This window comes from Sporosarcina sp. JAI121 (genome assembly GCF_013408665.1).
In the GTDB taxonomy this organism is placed as follows: domain Bacteria; phylum Bacillota; class Bacilli; order Bacillales_A; family Planococcaceae; genus Sporosarcina.
In genome coordinates, this window is the sequence record NZ_JACCCL010000003.1 from 70888 (window position 1) to 95202 (window position 24315).

A 24315-nucleotide genomic window follows, 5' to 3' on the forward strand; every position below is an offset into this window, starting at 1 on the left:
ATGGAATGAATCTAATACCTACAGTAATTGAACAGACAAGCCGCGGTGAGCGTGCTTACGACATCTATTCCCGTCTATTGAAAGATCGTATTATCATGCTCGGAAGCGGAATCGATGACAACGTTGCGAACTCCATCGTTGCCCAACTTCTATTTTTAGAAGCTGAAGATCCGGAAAAAGATATTTCCATCTACATTAACAGCCCTGGCGGTAGTGTTACGGCTGGAATGGCAATATTCGATACGATGCAATTCATCAAACCTGACATCCAGACGATTTGTATCGGGATGGCTGCGTCAATGGGATCATTCCTGCTCGCTGCCGGTACGAAAGGAAAACGGTATGCACTTCCTAACGCGGAAGTTATGATCCACCAGCCACTCGGCGGTGCACAAGGGCAAGCGACGGAAATCGAAATTGCTGCCAAGCATATCCTATTCATTCGCGAAAAACTGAACTTGATTCTTTCCGAGCGAACTGGCCAACCGGTCGAAGTAATCGCGAAGGATACGGATCGCGACAATTTCATGACAGCTGAACGTGCAAAAGAATACGGTTTAATCGACCATATCATCACGCGCAGTGACATGAAAGCCGATACGAAATCTGAATCTAAATAATCAATATGAAAGCTGACCCCACTAGGATGGAGGTCGGCTTTTTTATTTTGGGATTAATTAAAACGCATTTGCTCCATATTATGATGAAACCTTTCCTAGGGTCATACAGTATATAGTACTGTAGCAAAAGTTTTAACATGTTGGTGAATAGGGTAATTGTAAGTAACTAACTAGTTAGGAGTGATGGCATGAAAAGGATTTTAGGACCTATTGCGGTAATTGTAATCATACTAGCGGTTTTAGCTATGATACTGGTTCCAAGCTATAACAAATTCGTTAATTTAGAGGAAGACGTGGACCAGGCGTATGCACAAGTTGAAAATCAGCTGCAACGCAGACTTGATCTGATACCGAACTTGGTGAATACGGTGAAAGGCTTTGCAAGTCATGAAAAAGGAATTATCAGTGACATTGCAGATTCCCGTGCAAGACTTGCCGGTGCAAAAGGACCTGTAGAACAAGCGGATGCAAACGCAGACTTATCGGGAGCACTCAGCCGTCTTTTAGTGGTAGTTGAAAATTACCCGGATTTAAAGGCGAATGAGAATTTTAGACAACTGATGGATGAACTTTCAGGGACTGAAAATCGACTCGGCGTTGCACGTAAAGATTATAACGACGTAGTAGCCAATTACAATAGACAAGTGAAAAGATTCCCGGGGAAAATCGTGGCATCCATTTTTGGTTATGATGAAAAGGAATACTTTAAAGCCGATGCAGCTGCAAATGAAGCGCCGAATGTCGATTTTGGAGATGACAAGGAATGATTCGCGCAGCTGTCCGCTTCCTGGCGACGGCATGTCTGATTGTTTGTACATCGTTAAACTCGGCGGTGTTTTCGGCTGATGCCGCTGTTCCGGTCATTCAGGATTCCGCGAATGTGTTATCTGCTGAGCAGAAAGCGGAACTTGAGCAATATGGGATTCAATTAAGTAATGCCACAACAGCGGAACTTGCGGTGTTGATCCTCCCGAGCATAGGTGATGAGCCGGTAGAGGAATATGCGGTAGAGAAGCTGAGGGAATTTCAATTAGGTACGAAGGGAAAAAATAATGGAGCATTACTGGTTGTCACAACCGAGAAAAATTCCAATGGTAAACGACATTTCTATCTATCGGTCGGATACGGGTTGGAAGGTGCTCTTCCGGACGGAAAAGTCGGGCGTATCATGGATGAAGTAGCTGTTCCTTATTTGGATGCGGAACAGCCTGATATGGCGATCATGGAAGCGTATAAATCATTCTACAATGAAATCGCGGCTGAATATGGCTGGGATGGTGCCGTTGCGCCTGTTTCAACATTCAGTTCCGGGTCGGGCGACTCAGGCTCCGGTATACCTTTCCCTATTATACTATTCATCGCCATTTATATTATATTCCGTATGATGAGTAACAAAGGAGGACGGGGAGGTGGCTCCGGCGGACGACGCGGCGGAGGGATGATTTTCTTCCCGGGTTCATTTGGCGGCGGAAGCGGTGGCGGTTCAGGAGGCGGTTTCGGAGGTTTCGGCGGTGGTGGTTCCGGTGGCGGAGGCGGTGCAGGCCGAAGCTGGTAAAGAGAAAATGATAACAGGCATTCTGTACGGACAACATCCTATGCAGAATGCCTGTTTTTCACGTATACTGAAGAAAATCTGGAAATGAAGAGGTGTTCGTATGCATGTGATATTTTATTCAAAGCCTGGTTGTCACCTTTGTGATGAAGCCGAAGCGATGATGAAACTTGTTCAAGAGGATCATCCCCTAACGTGGACACAAGTGAACATAGAAACGGATGATGAAAGCCACGAAAAGTATATGTTGATGATTCCGGTCATTGAAAAAGATGGAGAGCCGGTGTTGTACGGTTCAATCGGCTATATGGATATCATTGATTTATTCTGAAAACGAAGGTGTAATTGTTTGAAAAGAAAATGTGAAAAGGCTATACTGAACACAGGAATATTTTTTTGCCCTACATGGGACATATTGTGATTGTGTGGGACAATGTTTGTCCCTCTTAATTGAAGGGAGGCAACCATTGAACCTCATGATGGAAGCGCAAAGAAAACTTGTACCGGAAATGATGGAATTAATGCAGGAAAGATATCGGATATTGAAGTTTGTAAAAATGGCAGGTCCAATCGGGAGACGCCCGCTCGGTCAAATGACCGGTTTATCAGAGCGGGAAACACGAACGATGATGGATTTGCTAAGAGGACAAAATCTTATCCAGATTGCAAAAGAAGGTGCTTCAATCACAGTTGACGGTATGAATGTCTTACAGGCACTCGAAACGTCTATGGAAGATTGGTCAGGTCGTACGTCGATTGCGAAGAAAATGACGCAATTTCTCGGTATCCAATCAGTCAAAGTTGTTGCGGGTAACTGCGACAGCGATGATACGTCTAAAAACTTACTTGGAATGGAAGCGGCGAAACAGTTCTCAGCCAAAATCGGCAAAGGCAAGGTAGTCGCTGTTACCGGGGGAAGCACGATCGCTTCAATTCCCCCTCAAATCGAAAAGTTCAGTGACGCAAAAAATCTGCTGTTCATTGCCGCTAGGGGCGGAGTCGGTGACGTCATTGGATTGCAGGCGAATGTCATTGCTGCATCTTTCGCAGAGGCATCCGGCGGGACATATAGTACATTTTATTACCCTGAATCGTTAAGCGAGGAAGCACATGAGGCGTTTCGAAAAGAACCTTCCGTTTTGAAAATGCTTGAACTATACGAGGCGACAGATTGTGTGCTGCATGGAATAGGTGATGCCCAAACGATGGCAACCATGCGTAATACGCCGCCAGAAGAACAGCGTATGATCCGGGACCGTGGAGCAAAAGGCGAGGCATTTGGTTATTATTTCGACGAAAATGGAAACGTCGTCCACAGGCTAAGGACGGTCGGCATTCAAACTGAACATTTAGCAGAGATTCCGCTCATAATTTCAGTTGCAGGGGGAAGCGGGAAAGCGGAAGCAATCCTGGCCTATATGGCAAGTGCGCCAAAACAGACGATTTTAGTCACTGATGAAGGTGCTGCAACTGAAATGCTGAAAATGCTCGTTGCTAAATAAGCGTTTAAATGACTAACGCATTCCATTTCAGGGAATAAGGTTAAATGGAGATTATATTGAATGAGAAACTTACTATATAGGACGTACTAAGGAATTTCACAAAAATCCGTGCTATGTGATTGTTTGATGGTTCTCGTATGCTTTCCATTTAAGTAGCTGCAGTTGCTTGGAGTGCAAGCGCGAGACTCCTGCGGGAAAAGCGTTAGGTGAAGACCCCGCAGAAGCGTAGCGACGAGGAGGCTGAGGCAACGCCCGCGGAAAGCGAGTGCTGAAACGGAAAGCAACAGCCTTTGTCATTGGTTAAATTCTTAAATATGTACTATATATAAAATAAAAACAACTTGGAGGAATAGATTATGACAGTAAAAATTGCAATTAACGGATTCGGCCGTATTGGACGCATTGTTTTTCGTGAAGCATTGAAACAAGAGGAAATTGAAGTTGTGGCAGTGAATGATTTAACGGATGCTGCAATGCTTGCACATCTTCTGAAGTATGACTCTGTACACGGCGTATTTGACGCTGAGGTCAGCTCAGATAATGATCATCTTGTTGTCAACGGCAAAAAAGTGAGAGTGTATGCAGAGAAGGACCCAGCAGCACTTCCGTGGGGAGAATTAGAAGTCGATGTCGTCATCGATTCAACTGGCGTATTCCGCGACAAAGATGCATTGAGCAAGCATCTTGAAGCAGGCGCAAAAAAAGTGATCTTGTCTGCACCTGCAAAAGGCGAAATGACAACGCTTGTTATGGGTGTTAACCATGAGACGTATAATCCCGAAACAGATAATATCATCTCAAATGCGTCATGTACGACAAACTGTCTTGCACCGGTCGTAAAAGTGCTAAACGATCAATTCGGTGTAAAACGCGGCCTGATGACAACAGTCCATTCTTATACAAACGATCAGCATCTCCTGGACTTGCCGCATGAGGATTACAGACGTGCCCGTGCAGCTGCTGAATCAATGATCCCTACAACAACTGGTGCTGCATCCGCAGTGACAAAAGTTATTCCTGAATTGAAAGGGAAACTGGACGGCATGGCTGTGCGTGTGCCAACGCCAAACGTGTCACTTGTTGACTTTGTTGCTGAACTTGGGCAAGACGTGACGGTTGAAGAGGTAAATAGTGCATTCAAAAAGGCATCTGAGAATGAGATGAAAGGCTTCTTGGATTATAATGAAATTCCATTGGTATCAAAAGATTATAACGGAAACACTTCATCATCCACTGTAGATGGTCTTTCAACGATGGTCCTTGAAAATAACATGGTGAAAGTGATTTCTTGGTACGACAACGAATCGGCTTACTCCGCACGCTGTATCGATTTAGCGCTTTACATGTCTCAAAAAGGCTTGTAAACAGTTAAATATAGCCACAAACGATAAGACCCCTTATAATATAGTTGGGTTAGAGGAACGGGGATCCCGTTCCTCATTTTTTTTAATTACATGGAGGTGGCGGTTTTCATGGTGTCGAAAAAGACGATGAAAGATATGCAGCTCGAAGGCAAGCGGGTTTTTTGCCGGGTGGATTTCAATGTGCCGATGGAAGACGGGAAAGTAACGGATGATACAAGGATCCGTGCAGCAATCCCGACAATCGATTATATGGTGGGACAAGGTGCGAAAGTGATTCTTGCCAGCCATTTAGGTCGCCCAAAAGGTGAAGTGAATGAAGAAATGCGGCTTACTGTTGCAGGGGAAAAACTTGCGGAGCTAATTGGCAAGCCCGTGACAAAACTCGATTCTTCCATTGGGGAAGATGTGGAGAAAACCATTTCAACAATGAAAAACGGCAATATCGTTCTGCTTGAAAATGTCAGATTCCATGCAGGGGAAGAAAAGAATGATGCAGAACTGGCTAAGAGCTTTGCTGCACTTGCTGATGTGTTCGTCAATGACGCATTCGGCGCTGCACACCGTGCACATGCATCGACTGCTGGGATAGCGGAATACATACCGGCTGTATCCGGCCTCCTGCTCGAAAAAGAATTAGATATTCTAGGAAAAGCTTTATCGGAACCTGAGCGTCCATTTACAGCGATTATCGGGGGAGCCAAAGTGAAAGACAAAATTGGCGTCATTGATCATCTATTGGACAAAGTGGATAACCTGCTGATCGGAGGCGGGCTGTCGTATACATTTACAAAAGCGCAAGGACATGCAACCGGAAATTCTCTCCTAGAGGAAGATAAAATCGACCTTGCAAAATCATTCATTCAAAAAGCCAAAGAAAAAGGCGTTAATTTGTACTTACCGATCGACGTCATCATAGCGGATGAATTTTCCAAAGATGCGAATACGAAAACGGTGAACATCGATTCCATACCGGAAGGATGGATGGGTCTTGATATCGGACCAAAAACCGCTTCATTGTATGCAGATGTCATTAACGATTCGAAATTGATCATTTGGAACGGACCGATGGGTGTGTTTGAAATGGAGCCATATGCTGGGGGCACACAACAAGTCGCTAAAGCGATGGCTGAAACAAAAGCCTATACGGTCATTGGCGGAGGCGATTCAGCCGCCGCCGTCGAAAAATTTGGCGTAGCGGACAAAATGGATCATATATCTACCGGCGGAGGGGCTTCTCTTGAATTCATGGAAGGAAAAGACCTGCCGGGCGTCACTGCACTGAACGATAACTGATCGGAGGGAACTAGTTTGCGTAAACGAATTATTGCGGGTAACTGGAAAATGTATAAGACTGCCGAAGAAGCAAAAAGCTTCACTGAGGAAGTGAAAGGAAGAGTACCGGTTTCAGGAACATTGGAAGCGGTCATCTGTCCGCCTGCCCTTTACTTGTCGGAACTTGTACAGATGACAAAAGGATCGGCTCTCGGTATAGGCGCACAAACGATGCACGACACAAAAGAAGGCGCATTCACGGGTGAAGTCAGTCCGGCTATGCTCGCGGAAATCGGAGTAGGATACGTTGTCCTGGGGCATTCCGAGCGTCGCCAGTATTTTAATGAAACAGACGAATCCGTCAACAAAAAAGTCCACGCCGCGTTCGAATACAATCTAACACCGATCGTCTGCGTGGGAGAATCACTTGAAGAACGCGAAAGCGGTAAAACTGTCGAGTTAGTGGCGGGACAAGTGAAACAAGCATTCGAAGGCATCAGCGCTGATTCAGCGGAAAAAGCGGTCATTGCATATGAGCCGATCTGGGCGATCGGTACAGGGAAAACTGCAACTGCACAAGATGCGAATGAAGTGTGCGGTGCAATCCGCAAAACTATCGGTGAACTGTACAATGAAAAAGTGGCGGACCACATCCGCATTCAGTACGGAGGCAGTGTGAAACCGGATAATATCGAAGAGCTTCTTACGATGGAACACATCGACGGCGCGCTTGTCGGCGGCGCAAGTTTGGAACCTGAATCCTTCTTGAAATTGCTTGAGGCTGGTGCACATGAGTAAAAGTCCAGTAGCGCTTATCATACTTGACGGTTTCGGCCTGCGGGATGATAAGCTCGGAAATGCTGTTGCACAGGCGAATAAACCAAATTATGATTTGCTATGGAACAACTTCCCGCATTCAACGCTGACAGCATGCGGGGAAGCGGTCGGTCTTCCCGACGGACAGATGGGGAACTCCGAAGTGGGCCATCTGAATATCGGAGCCGGACGTATCGTCTATCAAAATTTGACCCGTATTAATAAATCAATCCGGGAAGCGGACTTTTTCGATAATGAAACCCTTTTGAGGGCAGTTGCTCATGCGAAAGAAAATGGCTCTGCACTCCATCTGATGGGTCTGCTGTCGGACGGCGGTGTACATAGTCATTATGAACATTTATTCGCACTTCTCCGCCTGGCAAAACTGAATGGACTCGACAAAGTGTACGTCCATGCTTTCTTGGACGGGCGGGATGTAAGTCCACAATCGGCGCTTGATTATATTGAAAAGACTGAAGAGGTTATGCGAGACCTCGGAGTCGGTAAGTTTGCGAGCGTATCGGGCCGTTACTATGCAATGGACCGGGATAAGCGCTGGGAGCGTCTAGAAAAGGTCTACGGTGCGGTTGTAGAAGGTAAAGCCCTTACGGCGGCAACACCGACGGCGGGCATCCTTGCATCGTATAAGCAAGGCGTTCATGATGAATTCGTTGTACCCTTCATCATTGAAGAACTTGGAAAGCCGGTTGCGACGATTGAAGACGGAGATGCTGTAGTGTTCTTTAATTTCCGTCCCGACCGTGCCATTCAGTTATCTAGCGCTTTAACGAATCGTACGTTTGACGAATTTGAAACTGGAACGAAAAAGTATGAAAACTTGAAGTTTGTGACGTTCACGCATTATAGTGACGAAATCGTTGCGGATGTTGTCTACAATAGTGAAAACTTGGATAATACGCTTGGCGAAGTCATTTCGCGGAACGGATTGACCCAACTCCGTATTGCGGAAACCGAAAAGTATCCGCATGTCACCTTCTTCATGAGTGGCGGACGGGAAGATGAATTCGACGGGGAAGAACGGATCTTGGTCGCCTCGCCGAAAGTTGCAACGTACGATTTGCAGCCGGAAATGAGTGCGTTTCAAGTGACAGAATCACTTATCGAAGGAATTGAAGCGGATCGCTTTGATGCAATCATCCTTAATTTCGCAAATCCCGATATGGTTGGCCATAGCGGAATGTTGGAACCGACGATCAAAGCGATTGAAACGGTCGATGTATGTTTAGGCAAGATTATCGATGCGATCCATGCCAAAGGCGGTTCAGCAATCGTCACGGCCGATCACGGCAATGCTGATGAAGTGACGACCCAGGACGGGGCACCAATGACTGCGCACACGACGAATCCTGTTCCGGTCATAATTACGAAACCGGGGATCGTGCTTCGTGAAGGCGGTATACTCGCGGACTTGGCACCAACAATGTTAAGATTGTTACAAATAGAACAACCGGCAGAAATGACCGGCACACCATTATTTTAAAAGGGGAGAATGACATGCCAATCATTACACTTATTCAGGCTAGAGAAGTACTTGATTCACGTGGAAATCCGACAGTTGAGGTTGAAGTGTTCACACAAAGCGGTGCATTCGGTCGGGCAATTGTTCCCTCCGGCGCTTCGACAGGTGAATATGAAGCGGTGGAATTACGTGATGGTGATGAAGATCGCTACCTCGGCAAAGGGGTTCTTCAAGCGGTTGACCATGTCAATGAGGTCATTTCGGAAGAATTGGAAGATGCATATTCAGTTCTCGATCAAGTAACGGTCGACAATGCACTGATTGAACTTGATGGAACTGATAATAAAGGGAAATTGGGTGCGAATGCAATTCTTGGTGTATCGATCGCCGTTGCACATGCTGCTGCCGATTATTTGGATATCCCCCTTTATCAATACTTGGGCGGTATTAACGCGAAACAATTGCCGGTACCGATGATGAATATTTTAAACGGCGGCGAGCATGCTGATAACAACGTCGATATTCAAGAGTTCATGGTTATGCCGGTCGGCGCGGATTCATTCCACGAAGGCCTTCGCATGGGTACTGAAATTTTCCATAGCTTGAAAGCTGTATTAAAAGCAAAAGGCATGAATACATCTGTTGGCGATGAAGGCGGATTCGCTCCGGATCTAGCTTCAAACGAAGAAGCGCTATCCATCATCCTCGAAGCAATTGAAAAAGCTGGCTATACGCCGGGTGAAGAAGTTCTTCTTGCAATGGACGTTGCGGCATCTGAATTTTACAATAAAGAAGATGGCACATACAATCTTGCTGGAGAAGGCATCGTTAAAACATCTGCTGAGATGGTTGATTGGTACGCGGAACTTTGCGATAAATATCCGATCATATCCATCGAAGACGGCTTGGATGAAAACGACTGGGCGGGTCACAAGCTTTTGACTGACCGCTTGGGCAAACAAGTACAACTTGTCGGTGATGACCTGTTCGTAACGAACACGGAGAAACTGGCACGCGGTATTGAAGAAGGCATTGGTAACTCAATCCTTATTAAAGTGAACCAAATCGGTACATTGACGGAAACGTTCGATGCGATTGAAATGGCGAAACGCGCTGGCTATACGGCTATCATCTCTCACCGTTCCGGTGAATCGGAAGATACGACAATTGCTGATATCGCAGTTGCAACAAATGCCGGCCAGATCAAGACAGGCGCTCCTTCACGCACGGACCGTGTTGCGAAATACAACCAACTGCTCCGTATTGAAGACCAGCTGGACGAGACGGCTTCTTACCTTGGCGTTAAGACATTCTATAACTTGAAAAAATAATGAGTGGAAGAAACCCGTTTCGGCGGGTTTTTTTCAATTTTTGCGAGGGAATTGGCGGGCAGTACGATGAATGGATTGTTGTTTGATGGCGGTTAACTCCTTTGATTATATAGACTTCTGTCTTAAAATTAGAACAATAGGTTGTAACGCCACCCTGTCTTTGGTAAAATAGAACTGTTGTGAAGTTCGAATCGGGAGGTGGAACAAAATGCATGCTTTGCTGATGACACTGCTCGTAATCGTAGCACTCTCATTGATCGTAGTCGTATTATTGCAATCTGGAAAAAGTGCAGGTCTATCAGGAGCCATCTCTGGTGGAGCTGAACAGCTATTCGGAAAACAAAAAGCGCGTGGACTTGACCTTGTACTTCAACGGGTTACTGTCGTACTTGCCGTTTTGTTTATCGTTTTGGCAATCGCCCTTGTGAAAGTATAACTTTTAGCTTGTGAAACTATAAATAGACTACTATCGCCTGACCTTCCGACTGGTCGGGCGTTTTTTATAAAAATGAGTCAATTTTATAATAGAAGTTTTTGTATTAAAATCCGAACAAGGTTGATTTCCGCTCCAGGCGGACGCTTTCCGCGGGCACGGCTTCAATCTCCTCGTCACTGCGTTCCTGCGGGGCTTTCAGCTCGCGCTGTTCCCGCTGGAGTCGCCGCCTTCCGTTACAATCAACGGAACTCATTCATACAAACGAATAACCGATTAAAAAAGTTTGTTATTGTTCGTGCTTTCATCTAATATAAGCAATTATGAAATTGAATCAAATAAGAAAGTATGAGTTTTTCACGATGGAAAAATGTCTAGCTACAGGCGCCAGACGCTCGGGTCATAAGTCGGCCCAGCTATGCGGAAAAGTTCACCGCGTCGCCGGTCCGTCTTATGCCTGTCGCGTCTAAGCGGGCGCCTTTCGCTTTTCTAGGGAAGGATGATTGTCTTGAGAATTGCACAACCTAAACCATTCTTTTTTGAAAGAGGGAAGCGTGCAGTTTTACTGCTTCACGGATTTACAGGTACTTCAGCAGACGTACGGATATTGGGACGTTTTCTCGAAAAGAAAGGCTATACAACTCTTGCGCCTCATTATAAAGGGCATGGTGTACCGCCGGAGGAATTAATACATACAGGACCAGATGAATGGTGGCAAGACGTTCTTGCCGGTTATGAACAATTGCAGGAAGCTGGATATGACGAAATTGCAGTAGCAGGATTGTCGCTTGGTGGCGTATTTTCACTCAAATTGGGGTATAACAAGCCTGTGAAGGGAATTGTCACAATGTGCGCGCCGATGACGATGAAAACGACAGATCTTATGTATGAAGGTGTTCTCAAATATGCACGTGAGTATAAGAAATATGAAGGAAAAAGCGCGGAAGAAATCGAAATAGATATTGAGGCATTACGCAGTCAAACAATGCCTTCACTCAATGATCTTCGCGAGCTAGTATACGATGTACGGGAACATGCCGATCACATTTACGCACCGCTGTTCGTCGTGCAAGGTACACTAGACGAAGTGATCGATCCAGACTCCGCGAACATCATTTATGAAAATGTTGAATCAAACAAAAAACAGATTGAATGGTATGAACAATCAGGGCATGTTATAACACTCGGACCAGAGAAAGTGAAGCTTCATGAAGATGTTTTAAGATTCTTGGAATCATTAGACTGGAATGTGTAAAGAATAGGACTAATGATCATGTTTTATACCTAGAAGGAGTGACGCAATTGGATAGTTTCGAGAAAGACATGCAACAAAAATTCCTGTCTTTGATGAGGGAAGAATCATATAAACCGTTAACCGTACAAGAAATCCAAGAATTGATGGGATTTGAGCAGGCGGCTGAGTTCAAAGAGCTTGTCAAAATGCTGAATGACCTTGAACAAAAAGGGCAGATTATCCGCTCAAAAACGAATCGTTACGGCGTTCCGGAACGTATGAACTTAATGCGCGGGAAATTTATCGGGCATGCCAAGGGATTCGGTTTCGTAGCACCGGAAACGGAAGGTATGGACGATGTTTTCATCCCGCCTCATGAAGTGAACGGTGCGATGAATGGAGATACTGTTCTCGTGCGTGTCACGAATGGTACATCTGGCGACAGACGAGAAGGAGCAATCACTCGCGTTGTCGAACGCAAAACGACAAAAGTAGTCGGGATGTATCAAGATAATAAGGGATTCGGTTTCGTAGTTCCCGATGATAAAAAATTACCGATGGATGTTTTCATCGGCAAAGGCGATTCGCTTAATGCGGTGGATGGTCATAAAGTCGTTGTTGAAATAACCGAATGGCCGAATGAGACGAAATCCGCAACGGGTATGGTTACACAAATCCTCGGTCACAGAAATGACCCTGGAGTGGACATTTTATCCATCATTCATAAACATGGGATTGAAGTCGATTTCCCTCAAGAAGTGATAAACCAAACGAACAATATTCCGGATGAAGTCCAGGAGCAAGATTTGTTCAAACGACGCGACCTTCGTGAAGAAGTTACCGTGACTATCGATGGTGCAGATGCCAAAGACTTGGATGATGCCATTTCCGTTGTGAAAAACGATGACGGTACGTATACGTTATCCGTCCACATTTCGGATGTCAGTTATTACGTAACGGAAAATTCACCGATGGATGAGGATGCCTTCGACCGCGGAACAAGTGTCTACTTAACTGACCGGGTCATTCCGATGCTGCCACATAAGTTATCAAATGGAATTTGTTCGTTAAATCCGGGTGTGGACAGACTAACTCTGTCATGTGAAATGAAGATCGACCGCAACGGTAAAGTGATAGACCATGAAATATTCGAGAGTGTCATCCGCTCGAAAGAACGCATGACGTATAACGAAGTATATAGAATAATTGAAGGCAAAGACGAAGATGAAAACAAAGAGCTACTGGCGAAATATGAACATGTCGTCCCTATGATCAATCATATGGCGGACCTTGCGGCTATTTTGAAACAAAAGCGGGAAGACCGCGGCGCAATTGATTTTAATTTCAAGGAATCGAAAATTCTTGTCGATGAAAAAGGATGGCCGACAGATGTTGTCATTATGGAACGTACCGTATCTGAACGTCTGATTGAGGAATTCATGCTTGCAGCGAACGAAACGGTGGCAGAACATTTCCACTGGCTCCAAGTTCCATTTCTATACCGAATCCACGAAGATCCAAAGGCGGAGAAGTTACAGCGCTTTTTCGAATTCCTGACGAATTTCGGGGTTGTCGTAAAAGGAACGGGCAATAAAGTTCATCCGAAAGCATTGCAGGAAATTGTCGAGTCAATCGAAGGGCTGCCTGAAGAAACAGTCATTTCAACAATGCTCCTCCGCTCGATGCAACAAGCGAAGTATTTGGATGAAAGTCTCGGTCACTTTGGGTTATCAACGGAATTCTATACGCATTTCACAGCTCCCATCCGCCGGTATCCAGACTTGATTGTCCACCGGTTAATCCGTACGTATTTGCTCGAGAAGGATGTTTCTGCTCAAACGATTGCGCATTGGAGTGCGAATTTACCCGACATTGCGACCCATACATCTGAACGGGAACGTCGTGCGGTTGAAGCGGAACGCGATACGGAGTCATTGAAAAAAGCGCAATTCATGCTCGACAAAATCGGGGAAGAATTCGATGGTGTTATTTCATCGGTTACAAACTTCGGTTTGTTCGTCGAACTGGAAAATACAATCGAAGGACTTGTCCATGTCAGTTATATGACGGATGATTATTATCGATTCGATGATAGGCAAATGATGATGATTGGTGAACATACCGGCAAGCAATTCCGACTCGGCGATGAAGTGACAGTCAAAGTGGCTGCCGTGAAACCCGAAGAATCGGCAATCGATTTTGAAATTGTCGGGATGAAACCATCATTCCACCGCACACGCAGGGAATCACCAAAAGTCATCCATGCAAGCAAAAAAGAAGGCAACAATAAGTCCGGAGACAAATCCAAAGATAAAAAGAAGAGCGGAACGTATAGTAAAAAGAAAAAGTTTTACGAAAACGTTGCGAAAAAAGGATCCGGCAAACCTAAAAAAAGAAAGTAAAACCGGGGCGGCCTAGTCCGCTCCTAGGTTTTCACAAGGGGTGAATGGAATGGCGAAAGGCCAAGGCAAGGTTGTCGCCGTCAACAAGAAGGCGAATCATGACTTTGCAATAGAAGAAACAATCGAGGCAGGAATCGTCCTGCAAGGAACAGAAATCAAAGCCATCCGAAACAGCAAAGTACAGCTGCGGGATGCATTTGTACGAATCCGTAATAATGAAGCATGGATCTCCAATATGCACATAAGTCCATACGATTTTGGAAACCAGTTCAATCATGACCCACTGCGTTCCAGAAAACTGCTTCTACATAAAAAGCAGATCAGCACATTGCTTGGACGAACCAAAGAGCAAGGGTTCGCGATTGTCCCGATTAAGATGTATTTGAAAGACGGCTTCGCGAAAGTGTTGATCGGCGTCGGTAAAGGGAAGAAAGATTATGATAAACGCCAAGATCTCAAGAAGAAAGACGCGAAACGAGAAATTGACCGAGCACTGAGAGATAGACAAAAGTATTGAAAGTAGCGTCGAAATAAGTTATACTAACTATAGTAAGTAGTTCAGAAACCTTTCATTAGGTTATCCTGACATCCCTTTTCGGGGACGTTACGGATTCGACAGGGGTGGTCTGAGCTTGAGTTGCGCGTCGGAGGGTTCGGCTCCGTCAGAAACGACACCTTATAATAACAGGCAAAACTAACAACAACCTAGCATTCGCAGCATAAGCTGTTGAATCTGCCTTGCAATTCCATCGCCCATGTGGCGTTGTAGGGCTCAACCTTTAGTGGGATACGACGACTGTTGCCTCTTGAGGCAGTCGGAAGAGACTTCCAAGATAGCGTACATGACGCCCTGATTGCCGGCATAGTGCTATGCGAATCCAAATAGACAATCTACACGCGTAGATGCTTAAGTGTTGGAGCCTCTGGACGCGGGTTCGACTCCCGCCGTCTCCATATTAGAAATTCATAGGATTTCATATGGTATCAAAACCCTTGTATATCAAGGGTTTTTTATTTTGCCCTATGTCATCTGATTTCAATGAATATCAATCGAACGTAGTCAAAAACGTAGTCAAAGCGTAGTCATCCATCTACATCTCAATATAGCTAGCGAACTTCAGTATTGCTTCTTCTTTCGCCTTTTTCGTAACGTGTGCGTAGATGTTCATTGTCGTTTGTACATCACTATGTCCTAAACGATCTTGCACTTCCTTCAAATTAGCACCCGCCTCGAATAACAATGAACAATGTGTATGGCGCAAACCATGTGTTATGATTGTTCCTAAATCGTATTTATTCTGTACATGTAAAATCCACTTACGAGTTTTTGTAGGCTGCATGTATTCGTTGTGCTCATTGCTAAATACAAGTTGCTTTGGTTGCAACGTATTAAATCCCAGTACTAAATAATCTTGCTTCTGCTTTTTCTTCCACGCTTTTAACACAGCCATTGTTTTGTCGTCCATCTTGATTGTACGAGCAACGCCTGTTTTCGTGGATTTCACATATAGCTGATTATCCTTACCACGTGAAAGGGCCTTGTTGATGCGTAGCTCGTTTGTTATGAAGTCCAAGTCATTCCACGTAAGAGCTAGTGCTTCTCCTTTACGCATACCGCTGAACGCTAGTAATCGGAATAGGGCATATGCTTTGTAGTTACTTTCTGTTTCTAAGCATGATAGGAACCTAATAAGTTGTTCACGAGTATAGAAGTTCTCCGCCTCATCCTCGTCCGTTACAATAGCCTTCTTAGAGGTGGTGACGGGCATATCTACGTGTGCAAACGGATTGGTTTGTATATAGCCACGCTTGATCGCAAAGTCTAACACCTTCGCAGCATATGCCTTTACCATGAATCAAAAACACAGCGAAGAGATAACATATCTTAAATAAGGAGTATTTATTGTGTAATGATTATTGACTGAATCGTGGCACGCTATACTTCAACTGAAATACATTAGACATAGAAAACGGCGGAACTAATAAGCAAATCAGTGAATGGATGAATCAGAAAGGTAAAAAGGATTGAGAAGTTAATGTGAAGAATTATCATAAAGGTTAGCTGCCGCTATATAGTTTTAGTAAAATCCATCGCCCATAACATCGATTATGGGCGTTTTTGTTTATCCCTATAGATAATATTAGCCAGTTTATTTTGTGTATTTAATCGTTATATAGTAAAATGTGATTAAAATACTAAATAATGGGGTGAAGTGAGATGAATAAAATATCCCAACTAAAGACAATTCACCCGATTCCTGCTTTCGTTGCAAATGGAGATCTTCCGCCTGGGATTCATGAAACTACTTGGGATGAATTTAAAGTGAGATATGGTGTAAACCACAGAAGAAAACTACAGCTAAAGGGTCTAGAGAAAGCGATTCAGGAATTTACGAAGTCGGGTTGTACAATAATTTATATAGATGGTAGCTTTGTAACAAATAAAAAAAACCCTGGTGATTTTGATGCCTTATATGATTTAGAAGAAGTTAACGATCTAATAATTGATCAGGTATTACTGGATGCATCACGCACGGGCAGAGAAAAAATGAAGAAGTATTATGAAGGGGAGTTTTTCCCAGCTTATATTAAGGCTCAACCTAATGGAACAATATATTTAGACTTTTTTCAAAAAAACAAAAAAACTAAAGAGCCTAAAGGAATAATTAAAATAAAATTGGAGTGATAATTTTGATAAAAAATGATCTTGAATTAAGTATCTCAGAGGAAAATTTAGCACATTTTTTATCAACACTTGAAGGATTGGAGAAGGATGAATCAATACAGGAACTTTCTCCAAGAAAACAAGAGATATACCGTAAAGCTATATATGGTGAAGTGGAGAATTTACAAATTCAGATTCAAGAATATAATAAATTAAAAAATGAAGGAATTAATGCCATCATTATAAAGGAACCAACAGACCTTCCTCAAACTATTATTAAGTATAGGATTGCAAAAGGTATTAGCGAGAGTACTTTAGCAACAAGGCTTGGAATTGAGGAGTCGGAATTGATTGAACATGAGGAGAATTTATTTGTTGATGCCGACAATCAACTTTTAAAGAATTTATTAAATAGCTTAAACATTGAAGTACCGCATACGTTGAGAGAATTATTGTTTAACTCCGAAAAAGTTAAAAGAGATCTTAAGACAAAATTAGGTTCAATTTTTAACAGATTGGTACCATTTGAATTAAAAGAGGAATATAACTTATTAGAAGGTTATTTGAAGTTATATTCAGCTTTACAAAGAATCTTTGGTGAACAATCAAATGCTATCCTTCTAGGAAAACAAATAGATTATAGTCCCGTGTCAGTTCGATATAAAGTTCCTAACGGCTTAAATTCAGATACTTTATATCTACATACATCATATGCTTTTCATATTTCGAAAAGGATTACAGAAATAAACGATATACCGTCAAAGATGTTGGAGACAGATCCAAATAAATTTCGTAAAGCAATTATTGAAAAATACGGTGAGTTAAACATAGAAAATTGTATTCAATATGTTTGGCATTTGGGGATACCTGTATTACCTTTAAAGTTAAAAGGGGGGTTTCACGCTGCTTGTTGGAGAATTGATGGAAGAAACGTGATTGTCTTGAAACAACAGAGTAAATCAAATGCCAGATGGTTGTTTGATTTATTACATGAATACTGGCATGCAACACAAGAGCCTCATTTATTAACGAGAGATGTAGTTGATATACAAGATGTAATGTCTGAAGGTAATAAAAATCAGGAAGAATTAGATGCCAATAACTTTGCTGCCGATGTAATTTTCGATGGTAGGCTTGAAGAATTACTAAATAAATGTGTAACCCTGTCAAATGGTAGGATACAATATTTGAAAAGAGCAGTACAATCAGTTGCAACTACTAATGGAATAGACGTGGGTGCTTTAGCAAACCAGGCGGCATACTATCTCTCTAAAAGCGGGGGAAATTGGTGGGGGGCGGCGCACAATTTACAAGATAAAGAAGACCCCTTTGGTATTGCATATAAAGTTCTAGGGGAAAGGATAAATATTAGTGAATTAGAGGATCCAATAGATAAAGAACTTTTAGAAAATGCCTTATATGAGGATGTAATGTAAAGTGGAGAATATTACTGTCTATATGGCAAAGGTAGAAGTGGGGAGTTAAAACTGAAAAAGGACAAATAAAAAAACGCCAAGTTTGAATATTTCTCACTAAATTGACGACTTAAAAGCAATATTTGGAACATATACGCTGTAGTGTGATCATATACAGTTTAGAATGTATTAAGCTTTATCAATGCTAGTATTATAGCACTTATTTGAACGGTTGGTTCGACTACGCTGCTTCTGTTCTAAAGATTGTGCAGATTGTTATTTCAATGAACAACGAAATGAATTGCAAGCACAGCGTGAACAGATTATCGAATACCGAAGACCGAAGACAGTTAGGATCGTTTTATAAAGAAGCGAAAGCTGAAAGATAATAAAGATGATTGCAAGGAACACGTAGTATCTAGTTAATAGATGCTGCGTGTTTTTATATTAGAAGTTGGAAAATATTTCGATATTTGAGTGCTGTGTGCTTTCTATCTTTTGGAGGCTTTTTCATTCTATCTCCGTGAATCGTTATAGTTTTCCCATACGTATATCTTCATGGTTACGCTTCACTCACCATGCATATCATCTCTGTTAAACAAAAAAGTGCTATTTATCCAAATTAATGAACAACAGTTGTAAGAAAGAGGCGGGTTATGAAACGGTCGGGTACCCCCTTTTGCATATAAAACTGTGGTCCTAAGAGAAACCCACTTATTTTTCCCTTTATATTGAATTTCAGTATAGTTTCTTTAAGTGAGCGGTATAACTGGTATAATCAAAGGGATAAACAATTGAATCAGTTAAAGAGTGCTAATTTGAAATTTGAAAGTAAGGTGTAATAAATGAGTACAGAATTAAAAAGCTCAAATAGTTTCATTTCATTAGTTAAAGAAATGGATGTAGCATATCGTACACAACGTGATAGAGGCACAATGTTTGAGTTGTTATCATGTACATATTTTAAAAATGAGCCAATGTATGGACGCTTATTTGATAAAGTATGGATGTTAAATGAGGTACCAGTGGAATATGAAATACCTAAAAATGATACAGGTGTTGATTTAGTTGCAAGGGAACGTGAAACAGGGAATCTTGTTGCAATTCAATGTAAATATTATTCAGAAGACACAACTATCCAAAAGCAACATATTGACTCATTCTTAAACGAAGTTGGTAAGAAATTTTATTCAAGAGGGATTATCATTGCATCTACTGATCACTGGGGGAAAAATGCTGAAGATGCATTGGCAGGTCGTGATAAGGTAATCACTCGTATTTCATTAACGCAATTAAAAGAAAGTACGATTGATTGGTCAGAGTTTAATTTTAGTGCGCCTGAAAAGGTAAAAGTACAAAACAAGAAAACACCCCGTCCTCATCAACTACCAGCTATTGAAGATGTGGTAAAAGGCTTTGAAACAGCGGATCGTGGAAAGCTTATCATGGCTCCTGGAACAGGGAAAACATACACGTCTATGGCTATTGCAGAAGAATTAGCAAAGAAAAAAGGTAGTATTTTCAGGGTTCTATATTTAGTGCCAAGCATTCAATTACTTTCTCAAACATTGAGAGGGTGGACTGCTGATACAAATTACAATATGGATGCAATTGCTGTTTGTTCGGATCGTAAAGTAACAAAACAAGAAAGTAAAAATGAGTTTGAAGATATTACAGTGGCGGATATTGGTTACCCAGCAACGACAAGTGCTGAAAAGCTTTTAGAATACCAAGAACGTATTGAAAACAATCAAGGGAAAGGCGATTTTTTAAGTGTCTTTTCAACATATCAATCCATTGATGTAATCATTGAAGCTCAGCAAAACGGATTCTATGAGTTCGATTTAGTAGTATGTGACGAAGCACATAGAACAACAGGAGCAACAGAATTAAATAAAGAAAACAGTAGTTTCACAAAAGTTCATTATGATGAAAATATTAAAACTACAAAACGTCTATACCAAACGGCAACTCCTCGTGTATATGGTGAGGCTGCTAAAGAAAAAGCAGCAGAAATGTCCGTTGTGATTGCTGATATGGATAACCCTGTGCTATACGGTGAAGAATTTTATCGTATTGGATTCGGTGATGCCATTCGTAATGGCATTTTAACAGATTATAAAGTAATGGTATTAGCTGTTGATGAAGAAATGATTGCTCGTCGCTTCCAACAAATGTTTGCTAATAAAGATTCGGAATTAGAATTTGACGATGTAACCAAAATCATTGGTTGTTGGAATGGTCTAGTACGCCGAAAAAGTAATTCAGATGAAGCTCTAGGGGCACCAATGAAACGCGCCATTGCCTTTGCAGGTACAATTCGTGAATCAAAATTAATTACAGATATGTTTGCACATGTTGTTGACCAATATTTGAATCAAGATCCTGACGATGAACATCAATATAATGTTGAAATTGACCATGCGGATGGTTCAATGAATGCACTCGAAAAGAACAAAAAGATTTCTTGGTTAAAAGGTGATGTGCCAGAAAACACATGCCGCATTTTATCAAATGCCCGTTTCTTAACAGAAGGTGTAGATATACCGGACTTAGACGCTATTATGTTCCTGAAACCACGAAAATCAAAAATTGATATTGCCCAAGCGGTAGGCCGTGTCATGCGTAAAACAGACGGTAAAGATTATGGTTATGTCATTTTGCCGATTGGTGTACCAGCAGGTAAGGACACAAACGGTGTACTGGATAACAATGAAAAATATCGTGTCGTTTGGGAAGTATTAAATGCTCTGCGTTCATTGGACGAGCGTTTTGACGCATCGATTAATAAGCTTGAATTAAATAAGAAAAAACCTGAACAGATTCAAATTATTGGTGTAGGTGAGGCTCCAGAAGATGGCGAATTAACGCCTGTTACACACCAATTAGAACTTATGCTGACAGAAGAAGATCTAACAGATTTAGAACGTGCTATCTACGGTAAGATTGTTCGTAAAGTGGGAAATGTGCGTTATTGGGAGGATTGGTCAAAAGACGTTGCTGAAATTGCTCAACAGCATATGTTACGCATTCGAGTAATGATAGAAGATACGAATAGTCAAGCCTATACAGAGTTCCAAAAGTTCGTAAAAAGTTTACGTTACAATATCAATGATTCAATTACTGATACACAAGCCATTGAAATGCTAGCACAGCATTTAATTACTAAGCCTGTATTTGAAGCGTTATTTGATTCATATAGTTTTGTTCACAATAACCCTGTTTCTAAATCAATGGAATCTATTTTAGCCATTCTAGACGAACGAGGGTTAATGAAAGAACAAGAGCGACTAAATTCGTTCTACGATAGTGTACGTGTGCGTGCTGAGGGTGTAGACAATTTAAAAGCCAAGCAAGATATTATCATTCAACTATATGATAAGTTCTTCAAAGTTGGTTTCAAAGAAACAACCGAACGACTTGGAATTGTGTTCACACCAGTTGAGGTAGTGGATTTCATTATTCATTCCGTAGATGATGTATTGAAAAAACACTTCGGCAAATCATTGGCGAGCGAAGGTGTTCATCTACTCGATCCGTTTACCGGAACGGGTACATTTATAACACGCTTATTACAAAGTGGTTTAATTCCAAAAGAAGATTTCTTGCGTAAATACACGCAAGAAATTCACGCTAATGAAATTGTGCTATTGAGCTATTACATTGCTGCCATTAATATAGAAGAAACTTTCCATAATTTACATGGCGGAGACTATGTGCCATTTGAAGGAATTGTTTTAACAGATACCTTTGAAAGTACAGAAACAAAAGACACATTTAATAGTGAGCTTTTTAATGAAAATAATGATCGCTTAAAACGTCAGCAAAAGGAATCTATTTACGCGATTATTGGTAACCCTCCATATTCAGCTAGACAAAAAAGTGAAAATGATAATAATCAAAATCAAAGTCACCCGATATTAGAAAGTAAAATTGTAGACACGTATGCAAGATATTCAAAAGCTAATGCTCTTCATACGCTTTACGATTCTTTTATAAAGGCATATAGATGGGCTACAGATAGATTAGACGGTAAAGGTGTAATTGGATTTATTACTAATAATTCATTTTTGGATAGTCAAAGCACAGATGGTTTAAGAAAATGTTGGGGAGAAGAATTTAATTACATTTATATATTTAATTTACGTGGGGATCAAAGAACCCAAGGAGAACTCTCAAGAAAAGAGGGTGGGAAAATATTTGGTTCTGGTAGTAGAGCTGGTATTGCTATAGCATTATTAGTCAAAGATGGTTCTGACAATCATCATATTTATTATAAAGAAATGGAAGATTATTTAACAAAAGAAGAAAAATTAAAAACGGTAGAGAATATTAAATCTTTGTCTAAAATTCAATGGATAGAAATTAAACCTGATAATAATTATGATTGGATTAATCAAAGAGATGAAAATTATTTGAGTTATGATTCCATGTTTGGAGATGAAAGTAGTTACTTTAAATCAAAGGCAATTGGAATTCAAAGTAAACGTGATACTTGGGTATATGGTTTTTCTAAATCTCATGTTAAGGAAAATGTTAATAGACTAGTAATGAATTATAATTCTGAAGTAGAGCGTTTAAAACATATCAAGGATAAATCAACTATTTTATCAGAAATTAACACGACGGAGTCTTTTATTAAATGGAGTGACGAGTTAAAGCGATATATAGTGAATAAAAAAGTTTTACAATTAGATGAAAGTAATTTAACAATCACATTGTATCGTCCGTTTGTAAAAAAGTGGCTTTATTATGATGATAATGTGATAGCTAGACCAGGTAAATTAAAAACCTACTTTAAAGAAGAAAATTTAGCTATTATTATTAGTGGTACAGGTGCTAAAAAGGATTTCTCAGTGTTTGTTGCAAATAATGTTGTAGATGCCAATTTGATGGAAGCTGGTGCACAAGTATATCCTTTATATTTAAATGAGATGAGTGGATTATTTAGTGGTGAAATAAATTCCAATATCTTCGAAAATATACAAAGGAAATTAAATTTAGATGATAAGAGCGTATTTTACTATGTCTATGCATTATTACATTCAGAAGAATATAAATCTATCTACTCTAATGATCTAAAAAAGGCAATTCCTAGAATTCCTCTTGTGAAGAATTTAAAAAAATATGTTGAGATTGGTGAAAAGCTGGTGAATTTACATCTTAATTATGAGATTCAACAAGCACACTCAGATATTATTGTAGAATATGTATCTTCTCCACCATCTTATAAGGTTGAAAAGATTAAATATGGTAAAGTGAGAGATTCTAGTAAAAAGTTGGTGAATGATTTAACCACTGTAATTTTTAATAAAGATATAATTATAAAAAATATTCCATTGGAAGTATACGATTATTTAATAAATGGGAAATCAGTGGTTCAATGGATAATAGAACAATATAAATTTGGTAATGATGAAAAATCAAATATTATTGATGATCCTAATAAATATTCAGAGGATCCAAAGTATATATTGAATTTACTTTTAAGTGCTATAACTGTTGCTATTGAAACTCAGAATATAATAAGGGAACTACCAAATTATGAAGTAGAATAAGAATCTATCTAATTAGTTCGTGATAAATTCAGACAAGTGTTTATGGATAAAGTTTTAAATCATAGCCCCGCAACCTATATTTTTTGTTAAAAGTAGTTAAAAGCGTATTCAAACAATTTAAATAGCAGCTATAAACCCCTAGAAACATTGGTGTCATAGCTTTTAATGAGACTGTTGGTTCGACTCCCGCCGTCTTCATAGTTTAATTTAAATGAGTTTCAATGAACGTCAAAAACCTTTATGAAGCAAGGTTTTGACGTTTTTTTATGTCATATAACTTCATAGGATTTCAAAAAACTTTGAAGGTACTTGATGTTCATCCATTTAAGGATGAACATCAAAACATCACGATGCTTGTTCGTCTAGGCAATGAAATGGATACCATCCATCGAGCGGTTCAAGGACTCATTGCGATAGAAGATTCGTTGAAAGGCGAAGGGGGAAATGCAATCCGTTCATTTTATGCGGATTGCCACTTGCCGTTCCTTCAGTTTTTCAAGCTATTTCAGAGCCGTTTTACATAGGTGCAAAATGAAGAGAAAAATCTTAAACAACTATTTGATGCAGGTTTAACAGAAACAGATATTAAAAATTTGAAAAGTGGATTGGTACCAGATGGATATCAGGTTCATCATAAACTACCTTTAGATAATGGAGGAACAAATGGTTAA

18 protein-coding genes, 1 other RNA gene and 1 pseudogene are annotated in these 24315 nt (G+C 41.0%); 19 read left to right on the forward strand and 1 reads right to left on the reverse strand.

The features are described 5' to 3' along the window. Window positions 1–5 precede the first annotated feature (5 nt). The 15 genes from clpP (at window position 6) to ssrA (ending at window position 14963) form a co-directional block, all read left to right on the forward strand. Window positions 6–620: an ATP-dependent Clp endopeptidase proteolytic subunit ClpP gene (gene clpP / locus HDC33_RS14170; RefSeq protein WP_179393218.1), complete on the forward strand. Its 615-nt coding sequence runs from the start codon at window positions 6–8 to the stop codon at window positions 618–620. Window positions 621–808: 188 nt separating this feature from the next. After that, on the forward strand, window positions 809–1387 hold the full coding sequence (locus HDC33_RS14175; RefSeq protein WP_179393219.1) for a LemA family protein: 579 nt from the start codon (window positions 809–811) through the stop codon (window positions 1385–1387). After that, window positions 1384–2175 carry a TPM domain-containing protein gene (locus HDC33_RS14180; RefSeq protein WP_179393220.1) on the forward strand — a complete coding sequence of 264 codons (792 nt, stop codon included), beginning with the start codon at window positions 1384–1386 and terminating at the stop codon, window positions 2173–2175. The genes HDC33_RS14175 and HDC33_RS14180 overlap by 4 nt, the downstream gene beginning before the upstream one ends. A gap of 100 nt (window positions 2176–2275) precedes the next feature. Then, window positions 2276–2503 (forward strand): glutaredoxin family protein, encoded by a 228-nt coding sequence (locus HDC33_RS14185; protein ID WP_179393221.1) that lies wholly within the window; start codon window positions 2276–2278, stop codon window positions 2501–2503. A gap of 145 nt (window positions 2504–2648) precedes the next feature. Then, window positions 2649–3674, forward strand: a complete 1026-nt coding sequence (locus tag HDC33_RS14190) for a sugar-binding transcriptional regulator (protein ID WP_255457449.1) — start codon at window positions 2649–2651, stop codon at window positions 3672–3674. A 356-nt stretch (window positions 3675–4030) separates the two neighbouring features. Next, a complete protein-coding gene (gene gap / locus HDC33_RS14195; protein ID WP_179393223.1) occupies window positions 4031–5038 on the forward strand; it encodes a type I glyceraldehyde-3-phosphate dehydrogenase in 1008 nt (335 codons plus the stop codon). Window positions 5039–5149: 111 nt separating this feature from the next. Continuing rightward, window positions 5150–6331, forward strand: coding sequence for a phosphoglycerate kinase (locus HDC33_RS14200; RefSeq protein WP_179393388.1), 1182 nt, complete (start codon window positions 5150–5152; stop codon window positions 6329–6331). 15 nt (window positions 6332–6346) lie between these two features. Then, window positions 6347–7108, forward strand: a complete 762-nt coding sequence (tpiA, locus tag HDC33_RS14205; RefSeq protein WP_179393224.1) for a triose-phosphate isomerase — start codon at window positions 6347–6349, stop codon at window positions 7106–7108. Continuing rightward, on the forward strand, window positions 7101–8627 hold the full coding sequence (gene gpmI / locus HDC33_RS14210) for a 2,3-bisphosphoglycerate-independent phosphoglycerate mutase (RefSeq protein WP_179393225.1): 1527 nt from the start codon (window positions 7101–7103) through the stop codon (window positions 8625–8627). Before tpiA ends, gpmI begins: the two co-directional genes overlap by 8 nt. Window positions 8628–8641: 14 nt before the next feature. Further along, window positions 8642–9937 (forward strand): phosphopyruvate hydratase, encoded by a 1296-nt coding sequence (gene eno / locus HDC33_RS14215; RefSeq protein WP_179393226.1) that lies wholly within the window; start codon window positions 8642–8644, stop codon window positions 9935–9937. Window positions 9938–10145: 208 nt separating this feature from the next. Then, window positions 10146–10373, forward strand: coding sequence for a preprotein translocase subunit SecG (gene secG / locus HDC33_RS14220; protein WP_179393227.1), 228 nt, complete (start codon window positions 10146–10148; stop codon window positions 10371–10373). A gap of 496 nt (window positions 10374–10869) precedes the next feature. Then, window positions 10870–11625 (forward strand): alpha/beta hydrolase, encoded by a 756-nt coding sequence (locus tag HDC33_RS14225; RefSeq protein WP_304625757.1) that lies wholly within the window; start codon window positions 10870–10872, stop codon window positions 11623–11625. Between the two features lie 68 nt (window positions 11626–11693). Beyond that, window positions 11694–14006 (forward strand): ribonuclease R, encoded by a 2313-nt coding sequence (gene rnr / locus HDC33_RS14230; protein ID WP_179393389.1) that lies wholly within the window; start codon window positions 11694–11696, stop codon window positions 14004–14006. A gap of 49 nt (window positions 14007–14055) precedes the next feature. Continuing rightward, a complete protein-coding gene (gene smpB / locus HDC33_RS14235; RefSeq protein WP_179393229.1) occupies window positions 14056–14523 on the forward strand; it encodes an SsrA-binding protein SmpB in 468 nt (155 codons plus the stop codon). A gap of 80 nt (window positions 14524–14603) precedes the next feature. After that, window positions 14604–14963, forward strand: a transfer-messenger RNA (tmRNA) gene (gene ssrA, locus HDC33_RS14240). A gap of 134 nt (window positions 14964–15097) precedes the next feature. Here ssrA and HDC33_RS14245 read toward each other — a convergent pair. Then, window positions 15098–15856 (reverse strand): annotated as a pseudogene (locus HDC33_RS14245) (tyrosine-type recombinase/integrase); the annotation flags it as partial. A 368-nt stretch (window positions 15857–16224) separates the two neighbouring features. Between HDC33_RS14245 and HDC33_RS14250 the strand changes: the two are divergent. The 4 genes from HDC33_RS14250 to HDC33_RS14265 all read left to right on the forward strand — a co-directional run bounded on the left by HDC33_RS14250 (window position 16225) and on the right by HDC33_RS14265 (window position 24168). Then, the gene (locus HDC33_RS14250; protein ID WP_179393230.1) at window positions 16225–16692 is read left to right on the forward strand and encodes a DUF6932 family protein; all 468 of its coding nucleotides are present in this window, start codon (window positions 16225–16227) and stop codon (window positions 16690–16692) included. A 5-nt stretch (window positions 16693–16697) separates the two neighbouring features. Continuing rightward, on the forward strand, window positions 16698–18107 hold the full coding sequence (locus HDC33_RS14255) for a hypothetical protein (RefSeq protein WP_179393231.1): 1410 nt from the start codon (window positions 16698–16700) through the stop codon (window positions 18105–18107). A gap of 824 nt (window positions 18108–18931) precedes the next feature. Then, window positions 18932–23644 (forward strand): DEAD/DEAH box helicase, encoded by a 4713-nt coding sequence (locus HDC33_RS14260; protein ID WP_179393232.1) that lies wholly within the window; start codon window positions 18932–18934, stop codon window positions 23642–23644. A 299-nt stretch (window positions 23645–23943) separates the two neighbouring features. Then, a complete protein-coding gene (locus tag HDC33_RS14265) occupies window positions 23944–24168 on the forward strand; it encodes a T7SS effector LXG polymorphic toxin (RefSeq protein ID WP_179393233.1) in 225 nt (74 codons plus the stop codon). Window positions 24169–24315 lie beyond the last annotated feature (147 nt).